We start from the raw sequence: 12,530 nt of genomic DNA on the forward strand, positions 1-12,530 counted from the left end.
CAGGTGGTACGTGATATTGCATCGAGACATCGCACCGAGGAGGACCGACCGATGGCCGCGACCCGCAACGGCGCCCCGTCCGCAGGGCCCGTCCTGCCCGTCCTGGGCGGCAAGCGGGAGAGCTACCGCGAGCGGGTCGCCGACGCCCTGCGGGCCGCGCTGATCGCGGGCGAGCTGCTGCCCGGCGAGGTCTACTCGGCGCCCACCCTCGCCGCCCGCTTCGGCGTCTCCGCGACGCCGGTGAGGGAAGCGATGCTGGACCTCGCCAAGGAAGGTCTGGTCGACACCGTCCCCAACAAGGGGTTCCGGGTCACCGCCGTCTCGGAGAAACAGCTCGACGAGTACACCGACATCCGCCGGCTGATCGAGATCCCGGTCACCGTCGGTCTGGTGGAGACGGCCGACCCGGTCGCCCTGGAGGCCCTGCGCCCGGTCGCCGAGGCGATCGTCACCGCGGCCGCGGCCGGTGACCTGATCGCCTACGTGGAGGCCGACACCCGATTCCACCTCGGCCTGCTGGCTCTCGCCGGCAATGAGCACCTCGTCGAGGTGGTCGGTGATCTCCGCAAGCGGGCCCGGCTGTTCGGCCTCACCGAACTGGTCGAGCGCGGTCAGCTGGAGGCCTCGGGCCAGGAGCACATCGAGCTGCTCGACGCGCTGCTCGCCCGTGACACCGAAGCCGTACGCAGCGTCATCACCCGCCACATCGGCCATGTCCGCAGCCTCTGGGCCCAGTAGGCAGGGCGAGCGCCGTCCTCAGGGCGTGACAGACCGCTCCGCCGAGAAGGTCCCCCAGTCGCCGTCAGGAAGCTTCGCGCGGATCTTCACGGCGTAGCTGGTGCCGGGCTTCTCCTGTACGACGAAGCGGTACGTCGCCCGGTCCTGCGGCGCGGCCGCGCCCCATGCGATGGTCGTGGTGAGCCGCCCGTCCAAGTACATCTGATACTCCGTCACCTCGCCGCCCGTACGCGGCACCGTCCACGCCAGCTCGACGGCCCGCTCGCCCTTCGTCGTGCGGGCCTTCGCCGTGAACGCGGTGGGTTCGGTGCTCGGCCCCTGCCCGGGTGCGGACGCGGTGGTGAGATCGGCCGACGGGCTGGGCGACGAGGCGTTGTCCGCGCCGTCCCTGGCCCTGACGGTGAAGGTGTAGACGGTGGCAGGACGCAGTCCGGTGAGATGCGCCGCGGTGGCGTTCCCGCCGACGGTATGGATCTTCGACTGGCCTTGATAGATGTCGTACGAGGTCACCCGCACGTTGTCCCGCGAGCCGCCCCAGACCAGCGTCGCGGCCCGGGCGCCGTCGGCCTGTGCCCGCAGACTCCCGGGCGCGGTCGGTGACTTGTGGTCGTCCGGGACCTGCGCGGGCAGCGCCACCGGGGCAGGACCGCTGGGCGGCGATACGTTGTCCGCCGCGTCCAGGGCGCGCACGGTGAAGGTGTACGCGCTCGACGCCGTGAGCCCGCCGATGTCGACCATGGTCGTCGTGGCCGGGACGGTCTTCACCTTCACGCCCGTCCGGTACACCTCGTAGCGGGTGACGCCGTCGCCCTTCGCCGCCTGACCCCACATCACATGGGCCGAAGTCGCGCTACTGGCCTGCACGGTGACCCCGCCCGGCGCGGGCGGGGCCTGGGTGTCCGGCTGCGGTCCGGAGCAGGCGGTGAGCAGCAGGCCGAGTGCTGCGGCGGCAAGGATCGGGATGCGGCGCACGCGCAAGCCTCCGTCCGACGGGAATGGTCTGGACCATGTATGGCACAGAGCGCGGCCGTCAGCAAGGGGGCGTGTACGCGTCAGATGCGGCGGAGCGGCCTGACGCTCTCGCGGATCACGATGTGCGTGCCCAGGACGTGCCGTTCGGGACCGGTGGCCGGCGGCCCGTCCAGCGCCAGCCGGACCGCGGTGCGCCCCAGCTCCTCGGCGGGGATGTGGACCGTGGTCAGCCGGGGGGTGACATCGGCGGCCACCGGGTCGTCGTTGTAGCCCACGACGGAGATGTCCTCGGGCACCCGCAGGCCGCGTTCCTGGAGGGCGCGCATCGCGGCGGCGGCGCTCTCGTCGTCGCCCGCGACGACCGCGGTGAAGTCGGGCCGCCCGTCGCACGCGTCGAGGAGCCCGCGCATGACCTCGTACCCGGCGATGCGGCTGAAGTGGGTGCCGTGCAGCCGGGCCGCCGACGGCGGGAGCCCGTGGTCGGCGAGGGCCTTGAGATACCCGGCGACGCGCGCTTCGCCCGTGGTGTGCCCCGGTTCGTACCCGAGCAGCACGATCTCGCGGTGCCCCGCGCCCAGCAGATGGCTGGTGATGGCGTGCGCGCCCGCCTCGTTGTCGTACTCGACGACGATCGCGGGCACATCGGGCGCGGGCGCCGGCCGCCCGCAGAGCACCAGACGCGACCCCGCGGCCGCGAGCGCCTGCGCGTACTGCGCCATCCGCGCCCGGTAGTCCTCGTCCTCGGCGACCCCGCCGACCAGCACCACGGCCTCGGCCGCCTGCTCGCGCATCATCTGTACGACGGCGAGTTCGCGGGCCGGGTCGCCGCCGGTCGTGCAGACCAGGCAGAGCCGGCCGCGCTTGGCGCTCTCCTCCTCGACGCCCTGGGCGACCTTCGCGTAGAACGGGCTGGTCACCTGGGAGATGAGGACGGCGACCGTCTTGCGTCCGGTCCCGGCCAGCGCACGGGCGTGCGGGTTGATGACGTAGTCGAGGTCCTTGACCGCACGGAGCACCTTGGTGCGGGCGCCGGCGGAGGTCGCGTGGGAGCCGGACAGGACCCGGGAGGCGGTCGCCACCGAGACCCCGGCACGCGCTGCCACATCACGGATGGTGACCCGTTCCCCCACCACTGCTCCCTTGATTCCGTCTGCCGCCCCGGGCGGCCGCGCTCATGGCTGCCGCCCGGGACCATCTTGCCCTACCCGCTGGTCAGTGGGCCGACTCGAACTCCTTCACCAGTTCGTCCGCGGCCTTGGCCCCGCCCTGGTCGCGCCACTTCTTGTAGACGGAGTCCCAGTCGGAGAGCTTGCTGCGGCCCGAGATGATGCCGGTGGTGCCGTCCTTGAGGAGCTGGCCGAGGGTCGCGTTGTGCTTGCTGAGGGTCTCCGAGACCAGGCCCGCACTGTCGTTGGGCTTCATCATCGGCATCACCTTCTGTTCCCAGGCGTGCACCCGCTTGGTGAGTTCGGGGTCGCCGGGCACGAAGAGCACGGTGGGGGCGTCGCAGAGGTACTTGAACGGCACGTTGATCGCGTTCTCGAGCAGGCCGAGCGAGGTGAGGATGGGGTTGCCCGTCGCGTCCCGCGTGAAGTGGGTGCCCTCGACGCCGTAGTGCATCAGCTGGTACTCCTCGGAGCCGAACGGCGAGGCCAGCCAGTCCAGGACCCGCAGCAGCAGCTTGATGCGGTCCTTCGACGCCTTCTTGAAGTACGTGCCGCCGAAGTAGCCGGTGTTCTGCTGGTAGTTGGTGGTCGCGCCGCTCACGGTGTACGGGGCGAGGACGTCGAGTTCGTACGCACCCTTGATGCCCTGCTGCGCCGGGAGCAGCGAGCCCGCGAAGCCGTCCGACATGGACAGCAGGGTGCCGTTGTAGAAGAGGGTCTTGATGTCGACGGTGGAGGTCGACGAGGCGTCCGGGTAGAACACCTTGTCGTTGTTACGGGCGACCAGGTACTCCAGCGTCGCCTTGAACTCCTCGGTGCCCCACATGTCGGTGGCCTTGCCGTCTCGGATCTCCCAGTCGTTGGGGGCGCCGTGCCACAGGGCGTGCGTCTTGTGCCCGTAGATGGTCGACATGGAGGAGCCCAGCGCGAACTTCTTCGCCGACGAGGCCTCCTTCACCACGGCCGCGAAGTCCTCCGCCGACATCCCCGGCTTGTAGCCGTGCGCGTCGAAGGCCGTGCGGTTTATGAAGATTGCCTCGCTCGGCTTCGGGCGCTCGATGGGCACGCCGTAGAGGCGGCCCGCGATGCGGCCCAGGCCCTGCCAGGAGTAGGTGGGGATGTTGGCGAGGTTGGGGTACTCCTTGATCGCGTCGCCCGAAAGGAACTCGGTCAGGTCCGCGCAGCGTGCCCGTACGAACTGCTCCTTGCTGGGCAGCACATGGCCGCCGCCGACGTTGATGATGTCGGGCAGGTCGCCGCCCGCGATGACGGTCGCCATCTTGGCGTCGAAGTCCGCGTCGGGTACGACGGTGAACTCGATGTCCACGCCCAGGGCTTCGTTCATCGCCGCCCAGAACTTGTTCTGCGAGGCGGGCTTGGGCGGGGTGCCGTACGTGATCGTGATGACCTTGATCTTCTCGCCCTTGCCGGGCTTTTCGGCCACCGCCTTGACGAGCTTGTCGGGGTAGCGCGTGTACCCGGCCTGCACGCCGGTGGCCGACGGCGCGAGGTCGGGGACGGGCACGGGAGCGGCGACGTACGCGGGCCAAGGGGCCAGCTTCGTACCGGCGTTGCTGACCTGGCGTTCCTTGGAGGAGGTGGAGCAGGCGGTCAGTACGGAGGGGGCGGCTATCGCGGCGCCGCCCGCCGCGATGGAGCGCAGCAGGGTGCGGCGCGAGAGGGAGGAAGAGGACATGGCGAGGGGACCCTTCGAGTCGGCTCTGGGGCTGGGGTTTCGGTGCGGGGGTGGGCGTCAGCTCTTGATGGCGCCGGTGAGCACGCCCTTGGTGAAGTACTTCTGCAGGAAGGGGTAGACGATCAGGATCGGTACGGTCGCGATGACGAGCACCGCCATCTGCGTCGTCTGCGGGGCGGAGACCATGCCCGCCTCGCTGGCCCCGGTGTCGGCGATCTGCGCGCCGCCGATGACATAGGTGCGCAGGACCTGCTGGAGCGGCCAGTGGTCGGAATTCATATAGATCGAGGCATGGAACCAGGCGTTCCAGTAGCTCACCGCGTAGAAGAGGCCGACGACCGCGAGGGCGGCCTTGGAGAGCGGCAGCACGATCCGCCACAGGGTCTGCCAGTCGCCCGCACCGTCCAGGCGGGCGGCCTCGTACAACTCCTCGGGGATGCCCTGGAAGAAGCCGCGCAGGACCACGAGGTTGAAGACGTTGATGAGTACGGGGGCGATCAGGGCCGCGTAGTTGTCGAGGAGTCCCATCCCCTTGACCAGCAGGAACGCCGGGATCATGCCGGGCGGGAAGAGGAAGGTGAAGAGGATGAGCATCAGTACGGGCTTGGCGCCGAAGACCTTGGGGCGGCTCAGCGCGTACGCGAGGAACGTCGTGCAGGCGAGCGAGAAGAGCGTCCCGACCAGGGTGACGCCGACGCTGACCCCGAGTGCCTGGGTGACGATCCCGCCGTCCAGGATCTGCCGGTAGGCGCGTGTGGTGGGGTGCGCGGGCCAGATCACCCAGCCGCCGTTGTCGACCACTTCCTGGTTGGAGGCGAGGCTGGTCGAGATGATCACCAGGAAGGGGACCAGGACCAGGACGAGCAGGACGACGATGGCGACGGCCTTGCCGGCCTGGGTGACCGGCTTCGGCTTCTCGACCCAGGCGGGTCGGGTGGGGCGGGCCTGGCGTGCGGGGCGTACGGCGGTGGTCACTTGTAGATCCCCTGCTCTCCGAGCCGGTGCGCGACCTTGTTGGCCGCGAAGACGAGCGCCGCGCCGACGACTCCCTTGAAGAGGCCTGCCGCGGCCGCGTAACCGGTGTCGCCGCCGACGAGGCCCTGCCAGAAGACGAAGGTGTCGAGGATCTCCCCGGCAGCGGGACCCACCGTCGGCCGTTGCAGCAGCATCTGCTCGAAGCCCACGGACAGGACGTCGCCCAGCCGCATGATCAGCAGCAGGACGACGACGGGCCTGATGGACGGCAGCGTGACGTGCCAGAAGCGGCGCCAGGGACCCGCGCCGTCGATGGCGGCGGCCTCGTAACTCTGCTCGTCGACCTGCATCAGGGCGGCGAGGAAGATGATCGTGCCCCAGCCGGCGTCCTTCCAGACGACCTGGGCGACGACGAGCGGTTTGTACGCGTCGGGGTTGCCGATGATGTCGACGCTGTGCAGTCCCGCGTCGCCCAGCACGCTGTTCAACAGGCCCGTCGAGCCGAGCACTTGCTGGAAGAGGGCGACGACGATGACCCAGGACAGGAAGTGCGGCAGATAGACCACGGACTGCACGAAGCGGCGCAGCAGGTCCGAGGTGAGGCTGTGCAGGAGCAGGGCGATCGCCAGCGGTACAGGGAAGAAGAAGACCAGCTGGAGCAGGGCGATGGCCAGGGTGTTCCAGGTGGCGTGCCAGAAGTCGGCGTCCCCGAACATCCGGCTGAAGTTCTCGACGCCGACCCAGGGGCTGGCCCACAGACCGTCGAACGGTACGTACTCCTTGAACGCCACGACGTTGCCGACGAAGGCGCCGTAGTGGAAGAGCAGGAAGTACGCGAGTCCCGGGAGCATCAGCAGGACAAGGGTCCGACTGGACTGGAAACGCTTCCACCAGTGATTCCCTGATGTCTTGCGGGAGTTCGGGGGATTCGTCCGCTCGATGGGTGGCTTCACCGCCCCACCGCCGGTTCGATTCTCTGTCACCGTGGGCACGGCAACCCTTCCGTCGTCGGGTCAAGGTGCGAGGAATCTAAAGCGGTTACATGGGTCGGTCAACCCTTTGCGCCCTTACTTCTCTTGACCTCGTACGAGAAATCGCTCTAGCCTCCTGCACTGTTGTGGAAACGGTTACAGAGAGAGAGTGGGCATCCGTGGCCGACCGACCAACCACCGCGCTGGCCATGGGCCTTGACGTGGCGCGGGCGGTGTTCCCGCCCGGACTGCGTGAACGGCTCAGGCGCTGCGCCGACTTGGCGGACGAGACCCTGACCGGATCGCTCACCGGCACCGGGGCGGGATCGGTCCTCGCCGACACGCAGCTGTTGATCACCGGCTGGGGCTGCCCGCCGCTCACCGCGGACGTACTGGCCCTGGCGCCACGGCTGCAGGCGGTCGTCCACTCGGCGGGATCGGTCAAGAGCCTGGTCACGGAGGCGGTGTGGGAGCGCGGTCTGCTCGTCTCCTCGGCGGCGGACGCCAACGCGGGTCCCGTCGTGGACTACACCGTCGCGGTCATCACGCTCGCATCGAAACGCGCCCTGCCCACGGCCGCGCGCTACGGCGATGCCTGGCCGGCGTTCTCGGAACGGGAGGGTGCGGACGGCCGTACGGTCGGGATCATCGGGGCCTCCCGCATCGGCCGCGGGGTCCTCGCCCGGCTCGCCGCCTCTGGCACCGGTTACCGGCTGCTGCTGACCGACCCGTACGTCACCGGGCGGGAGGCCGCGTCACTGGGCGCGGAGCTGGTTCCGCTCGACGAACTCTGCCGGCGCAGCTCGGTGGTGAGCGTCCACGCCCCCGAACTCCCCGAGACGTACCGGCTGATGGACGCCTCGATGCTGGCCCTCGTCCCGGACGGCGGAACCGTCGTGAACACGGCGCGCGGCAGCCTGCTCGACACCGAAGCCCTGACCCGCGAGTGCGCTTCGGGCCGGCTGGACGCCTTCCTCGACGTCACCGACCCTGAGCCGCTCCCCGCCGGCCATCCCCTCCTCACGCTCCCCAACGTCCTGGCCACCCCGCACCTCGCGGGCGCCCAGGGCAGCGAGGTGATCCGCCTCGGCGTCTACGCCGTCGAGGAGGCGGAGCGCTTCGCCCGCGGGGAGCCCCTGCGCGGCGGTCTCGGGCGAGCCGACCTGACCCGGCTCGCCTGAGACCGCTCACCTCTCAGGTCCCGGACGCGGCAGAGGACGAGCGGGAGAGCGCCGGAGCGGGCGGGCTCGGGATCGTGGTCCGCCGCACCGGGACGCCCGTGTACGGAGGTACCTGCGGTGCTGTCGCCTGCAGGTCGGCCAGGTCGTCGGGAACGACACCGGGAAGCCCATCGGCAAGCAGCACATCGGGCAGTACATCGGGCAGTACATCGGCCGGCACATCGACTGGTGCATCGGCCAGTACGTCGGCCGGTGCGGTCCGGGTGAGCAGGAACACGCCGCGGACTGCGGCCGCCGCGCCCGCGAAAGCGAGCAGCACACCCTGGAAGCCGCCGGTGAGGTGCTCGCCGAGCAGAGTCAGTCCGATGGCGGCGGCCGCGATCGGGTTGGCCAGGGTGACGACGGCGAGCGGCGCGCCGAGGCCTTCGCGGTAGGCGATCTGGGAGAGCAGCAGGCCGCCCGCGGCGAAGGCCGCGACCAGCACGGCCACCAGCACGACCTGCCAGGTCAGCACCGGGCCCGAGCTGTCGGTGACCGAGACCGTCACGGTCTGGGTGAGCGCCGAAGCGACCCCGGAGGCGATGCCGGACGCGGCGGCGAACCGCAGTCCGGGGCGGGCGCCCCGGCGGGAGAGCCCGGCCACCAGCGCCATCGCGACGGCCGCGACGGCCAGCGCCTCGGGGACGTCCATGGTGACGCGCGGCGCATGGCCGCCCGCGGTCACCAGCAGCGCGCCGAGACCGGCGAGCGTGAGCGCGGTGCCGCGCCACTCGCCCCGGCCCACACGCCGGCCCGCGAGGTGCGCGCCGAGGGGGACCGCGGCGACCAGGGTGAGGGCGCCGAGCGGCTGGACGAGGGTGAGGGAACCGTATTTCAGCGCCGCCACATGCAGCAGGGCGCCGGTGGCGTTGAGCCCGACCGTGGCCCACCAGGTGCCGCGGCGCAGCAGGCGCAGCACCCCGGCGGAGGGTGCGGTACGGGAGGCGAGGCGCTCCTGGGCGACGGCTGCGGTCGCGTAACCGATCGCGGAGAGCAGGGAGAGGACGACGGCTGTGACGGTGGCGTTCATCGGGCGGCTCCCGACGCGGCGAGTTCACGGATGGGTTCACGTGCCGGTGCGGTCCTGGGCTCTTCGCGTACGGAGGGCTTGGCGCGCGGGAGGCGGAAGACCGCCAGCGCGATGCCCAGCAGCGCGGTCGCCACGATCGCGTCCAGCCAGTAGTGGTTCGCGGTGCCGACGACCACCAGGAGCGTGACGAGGGGATGCAGCAGCCAGAGCCAGCGCCATCGCGAGCGGGTCGCGACGATCAGTCCTATGGCGACCATCAGCGCCCAGCCGAAGTGCAGCGAGGGCATCGCGGCGAACTGGTTCGCCATCGAGTCGGTGTCCGGATCGGCGCCGTACACGGAGGGCCCGTAGATCTGAGCCGTGTCGAGAAGATGCGTCGAGGCGAGCATCCGCGGGGGCGCGAGGGGGAACAGGAGATGCAGGGCGAGCGCGGCCGAGGTGAGAGCCGCGAGCACGCGCCGTGCCGAGGTGTAGTGCAGCGGGCGGCGCCAGTACAGCCAGGCCAGGAAGGCGATGGTGGCCGGGAAATGGACGGTCGCATAGTAGGTGTTCGCCACATGTATGAGCGCGTCGCTGTGCAGCAGCGCGTGCTGCACCCCGGCTTCGCCGGGCAGATGCAGGGTGCGCTCGGCGTTCCAGACATGTCCGGCATTGCGGAAGGCTTCGTCGACATGGCCATTGGCGGCCTGCCTGCCGAACTTGTACACCAGGAAGAGTCCGGCGACGAGCAGCAGCTCGCGCACGAGCGGCGGGCGGGCAGAAGTGTCCGTCTCCCGTTCAGCAGGCTCATGTCGGGCGTGCATCACCCGTGCCCCTTTGCTATCCAGTCATCAATAGATCGACAAGACGCCACTTCACGTCGTATCGATACGCCAGTGTACCGATACGACTGCGTATCGGTACACTGGCGTATCGATGCTGCTCGTCACACCGAGAGGGAGAGCTCATGCAGTCGTCCCAGGACTCCGCGATGACCTCGTCGCGCTCCAAGATCACGCCAGAGCGTGCCCAGGAGTTCTACGACGCGGTGCTCACCCTGCTCAGGGAGGGCGGCTACGACGCCCTGACCATGGAAGGCGTCGCCGCGCTCAGTCGCTGCGGCAAATCGACGCTCTACCGGCAGTGGGGCACCAAGCCGCAGCTGGTGGCCTGCGCGCTGCGCGGCAGCCGGGCAGGCAGCCTGTCGGACATCGACACGGGTACCCTGGCGGGGGACCTCCGGCTGGTCGCCCGGTCGCTGGGCACAGGATCGGAGCGGGACACCCCGCTGATGCATGCGGTCAGTCACGCCGCCCTGCAGAACCCGGAGCTCCTCGAAGCTCTGCGTGAGGCGCTGATCACACCGGCCTCCGCGGCGTTCGACGAGATGATCCGCCGGGCCGTGGAGCGCGGTGAGATCGTGGCCGACAACCCCGCGAACGGGTTCGTCGCCGCCCAGCTGATCGGCGCGATGCGTGCACGCCCGATGCTGGAGGGGGTGTACGCGGACGAGGACTATCTCCTCCGCTTCCTGGAGTGCGTGGTCTTCCCCGTACTGGGACTCACCGAGTCCCCCTAGAACAGGCTGCTGTCGTTCGAGCGGAACGACGGTTGCCGGCGCCGCACCGTGGGGACGGGGGCGGCGCACCTCGTGAGACCGGAGGGCGCCCTGCACGCAGGGCGCCCTCCGGCGTCGGATCGGCCGGTCCGGGGTCCTGCCGCCGGGTTCCGGGGCTCTCCGTATGATCACCGGCCATGACGGACAACAGGATCGGACCGCCACTGCGCGGCAGCGAGCGCGAGACGCTGCGTGTCTTTCTCGACTACCACCGGGCCACGCTGGCCATGAAGTGCGAAGGCCTCTCGGACGACGACCTGCGGCGCAGGTCCATGCCGCCGTCGACGCTCACGCTGATGGGGCTCGTACGGCACATGGCCGAGGTCGAACGCACCTGGTTCCGCAAGGTGATCAACGCCGAGGACATTCCGCTCGTCTGGTCGGACGAGGGCGACTACCAGGTCGCGTACGACGCCGAGGCCTCCACGCGCTCCGAGGCGTTCGCCGCCTGGGAGGCGGAGGTCGAGCACTCCCGGCGCATCGAGAGGGAGGCGGAGTCGCTCGACGTCACCGGCCACAACGAGCGCTGGGGCGAAGACGTCTCGCTGCGGCTGGTGATGCTGCACCTGATCCACGACTACGCACGCCACAACGGCCACGCCGACTTCCTCCGCGAGGGAATCGACGGGACCGTCGGCGCCTGAGGAGGCTCCGTCCGGGGGAGGGTGGGGGCATGACGTCCTTCACCCGCAAAGCCCTTGTCGTGCGCGGAGGCTGGGAAGGTCACGAGCCGGTGAAAATCACCGAGCTCTTCCTTCCCTTCCTCCGTGAACACGGCTTCGACATCGATGTCAGCGAGAGTCTCGACGCCTACGCCGACTCCGAACGCCTCGCCGCCGCCGACCTGGTGGTGCAGTGCTGGTCCATGGGCGAGATCACCCGCGAGCAGCGGGACGGACTCGCCGCCGCCGTACGAGCGGGGACCGGACTGGCCGGCTGGCACGGCGGGATCGTCGACTCCTTCCGTGGCGAGGTCGACTACCACCAGCTGACCGGCGGCCAGTTCCTGATGCATCCGCCCGGCTTCATCGACCACGAGGTCCACCTCGTGCCCGAGCGGGCCGACCACCCCGTCATCGCGGGGCTCACCGACTTCCGCGTCGACACCGAGCAGTACTGGATGTCGACCGACCCGCTGATCGACGTCCTCGCCACCACCCTCTTCCCCGCGGGCGGCGAGCGCGACCGTGAGGTCACCATGCCGGCCGTATGGACCAGGAACTGGGGCGCGGGCCGGGTCTTCGTCTCCACCATCGGCCACAAGCCGGACGACTTCGACGTCCCCGAGGTGCGGACACTCACCGAGAGGGGGCTGCTGTGGGCGAGCCGCTGAGGATCGGCATGGTCGGCGCGGGCAAGATCAGCGGCGCCTATCTGGACACTCTGGAACGTCTGGACACGGTGCGTCTGACCGCGGTCGCAGACCTCGACCCGCGCCGTGCGAAGACTGCAGCCGACCGGATACCCGGGGCCGAAGTCGCCGGATCGGTCGAGGAGTTGCTCGTACGCGCCGATGTCGACGCCGTGCTCAACCTCACCGTCCCCGCCGTGCACGCCCCGGTGGCCCTCGCCGCACTCGCGGCCGGCAAGCACGTCTACGGCGAGAAGCCCCTGGCCGCCACCCGCGAGGAAGCCGATGCGATCCTCGCGGCTGCCGCGGCGGGCGGGCTGCGCGTGGGCTGCGCGCCCGACACCGTGCTCGGCACCGGGACGCAGACCGCGCGCAGGGCCGTCGACGACGGGCTGATCGGCACGCCGGTCGCCGCGACCGCCTTCATGGCCTCGGCGGGACCCGAGTCGTGGCACCCGGACCCGGAGTTCTACTACCGGCCGGGCGGCGGACCGCTGCTCGACATGGGTCCGTACTACCTCTCGGCCCTCGTCCATCTGCTGGGCCCGGTCGTCCGCGTCACCGGCGCGGCGTCGCGTACGCGCACCGAAAGGGAGACCGGCAGCGGGTCCAGGGCGGGGACGCGCTTCCCGGTGGAGGTGGACACCCATGTCACCGGGATCCTGGAGCACGCCGGCGGCGTCCTGACGACCCTCGTCATGAGCTTCGACGTCCAGGCGGCACGGCTTCCGTGCATCGAGGTGCACGGGACAGGGGGCTCGCTCTCGGTCCCCGATCCCAACGGCTTCGACGGACCGGTCGAGCTCCACCGGGC

13 protein-coding genes are annotated in these 12,530 nt (G+C 70.2%); 6 read left to right on the plus strand and 7 right to left on the minus strand.

Annotated elements, in window-relative coordinates; genetic code table 11:
* Nucleotides 1-51: 51 nt before the first annotated feature.
* A complete protein-coding gene (locus tag J0695_RS29865) occupies nt 52-738 on the plus strand; it encodes a GntR family transcriptional regulator (RefSeq protein ID WP_206967246.1) in 687 nt (228 codons plus the stop codon).
* Between the two features lie 18 nt (nt 739-756).
* Here J0695_RS29865 and J0695_RS29870 read toward each other — a convergent pair whose 3' ends face one another.
* The 5 genes from J0695_RS29870 to J0695_RS29890 form a co-directional block, all read right to left on the minus strand.
* Entirely contained in the window at nt 757-1,701 is a 945-nt protein-coding gene (locus tag J0695_RS29870; RefSeq protein ID WP_372445844.1) for a fibronectin type III domain-containing protein, read from the minus strand.
* An 89-nt stretch (nt 1,702-1,790) separates the two neighbouring features.
* On the minus strand, nt 1,791-2,813 hold the full coding sequence (locus J0695_RS29875; protein WP_372445843.1) for a LacI family DNA-binding transcriptional regulator: 1,023 nt from the start codon (nt 2,811-2,813) through the stop codon (nt 1,791-1,793).
* 109 nt (nt 2,814-2,922) lie between these two features.
* Nucleotides 2,923-4,572 (minus strand): extracellular solute-binding protein, encoded by a 1,650-nt coding sequence (locus tag J0695_RS29880; RefSeq protein ID WP_206967252.1) that lies wholly within the window; start codon nt 4,570-4,572, stop codon nt 2,923-2,925.
* Between the two features lie 57 nt (nt 4,573-4,629).
* Nucleotides 4,630-5,547, minus strand: a complete 918-nt coding sequence (locus tag J0695_RS29885) for a carbohydrate ABC transporter permease (protein ID WP_206967254.1) — start codon at nt 5,545-5,547, stop codon at nt 4,630-4,632.
* Nucleotides 5,544-6,398: an ABC transporter permease gene (locus J0695_RS29890; protein WP_206967255.1), complete on the minus strand. Its 855-nt coding sequence runs from the start codon at nt 6,396-6,398 to the stop codon at nt 5,544-5,546. The genes J0695_RS29885 and J0695_RS29890 overlap by 4 nt, the downstream gene beginning before the upstream one ends.
* 299 nt (nt 6,399-6,697) lie before the next feature.
* Between J0695_RS29890 and J0695_RS29895 the strand changes: the two genes are divergently transcribed.
* A complete protein-coding gene (locus tag J0695_RS29895) occupies nt 6,698-7,699 on the plus strand; it encodes a hydroxyacid dehydrogenase (RefSeq protein WP_307798806.1) in 1,002 nt (333 codons plus the stop codon).
* Nucleotides 7,700-7,712: 13 nt separating this feature from the next.
* Here the strand turns inward: J0695_RS29895 and J0695_RS29900 are convergent, their stop codons facing one another.
* Together J0695_RS29900 and J0695_RS29905 are read right to left on the minus strand one after the other, a co-directional pair.
* Nucleotides 7,713-8,768: a DMT family transporter gene (locus tag J0695_RS29900; RefSeq protein WP_206967258.1), complete on the minus strand. Its 1,056-nt coding sequence runs from the start codon at nt 8,766-8,768 to the stop codon at nt 7,713-7,715.
* Nucleotides 8,765-9,571, minus strand: a complete 807-nt coding sequence (locus J0695_RS29905; RefSeq protein WP_206967260.1) for a phosphatase PAP2 family protein — start codon at nt 9,569-9,571, stop codon at nt 8,765-8,767. Before J0695_RS29905 ends, J0695_RS29900 begins: the two co-directional genes overlap by 4 nt.
* A 143-nt stretch (nt 9,572-9,714) precedes the next feature.
* On the opposite strand from J0695_RS29905, the gene J0695_RS29910 reads away from it, so the two are divergent.
* From J0695_RS29910 to J0695_RS29925, 4 genes are all read left to right on the plus strand, one after another.
* Nucleotides 9,715-10,326 carry a TetR/AcrR family transcriptional regulator gene (locus J0695_RS29910; RefSeq protein ID WP_206967262.1) on the plus strand — a complete coding sequence of 204 codons (612 nt, stop codon included), beginning with the start codon at nt 9,715-9,717 and terminating at the stop codon, nt 10,324-10,326.
* A 176-nt stretch (nt 10,327-10,502) separates the two neighbouring features.
* Nucleotides 10,503-11,009 carry a DinB family protein gene (locus J0695_RS29915; protein ID WP_206967264.1) on the plus strand — a complete coding sequence of 169 codons (507 nt, stop codon included), beginning with the start codon at nt 10,503-10,505 and terminating at the stop codon, nt 11,007-11,009.
* A gap of 29 nt (nt 11,010-11,038) precedes the next feature.
* Nucleotides 11,039-11,698 carry a ThuA domain-containing protein gene (locus J0695_RS29920; RefSeq protein WP_206967266.1) on the plus strand — a complete coding sequence of 220 codons (660 nt, stop codon included), beginning with the start codon at nt 11,039-11,041 and terminating at the stop codon, nt 11,696-11,698.
* Nucleotides 11,683-12,530, plus strand: an 848-nt coding sequence (locus J0695_RS29925; protein WP_206967268.1) for a Gfo/Idh/MocA family protein, incomplete at its 3' end; no start/stop codon positions are given. The genes J0695_RS29920 and J0695_RS29925, both read left to right, overlap by 16 nt.

Origin of the sequence: Streptomyces beijiangensis, assembly GCF_017315755.1 — a bacterium.
GTDB classification, from domain to species: Bacteria; Actinomycetota; Actinomycetes; order Streptomycetales; family Streptomycetaceae; genus Streptomyces; species Streptomyces beijiangensis.

Bases quoted from the DNA above. Each gene is read 5' to 3' on its own strand.
- J0695_RS29865 (WP_206967246.1), top strand. From the start codon at position 52: ATGGCCGCGACCCGCAACGGCGCCCCGTCCGCAGGGCCCGTCCTGCCC.
- J0695_RS29880 (WP_206967252.1), bottom strand. From the start codon at position 4,572: ATGTCCTCTTCCTCCCTCTCGCGCCGCACCCTGCTGCGCTCCATCGCG.
- J0695_RS29890 (WP_206967255.1), bottom strand. From the start codon at position 6,398: ATGCTCCCGGGACTCGCGTACTTCCTGCTCTTCCACTACGGCGCCTTC.
- J0695_RS29900 (WP_206967258.1), bottom strand. From the start codon at position 8,768: ATGAACGCCACCGTCACAGCCGTCGTCCTCTCCCTGCTCTCCGCGATC.
- J0695_RS29905 (WP_206967260.1), bottom strand. From the start codon at position 9,571: ATGCACGCCCGACATGAGCCTGCTGAACGGGAGACGGACACTTCTGCC.
- J0695_RS29910 (WP_206967262.1), top strand. From the start codon at position 9,715: ATGCAGTCGTCCCAGGACTCCGCGATGACCTCGTCGCGCTCCAAGATC.
- J0695_RS29915 (WP_206967264.1), top strand. From the start codon at position 10,503: ATGACGGACAACAGGATCGGACCGCCACTGCGCGGCAGCGAGCGCGAG.
- J0695_RS29920 (WP_206967266.1), top strand. From the start codon at position 11,039: ATGACGTCCTTCACCCGCAAAGCCCTTGTCGTGCGCGGAGGCTGGGAA.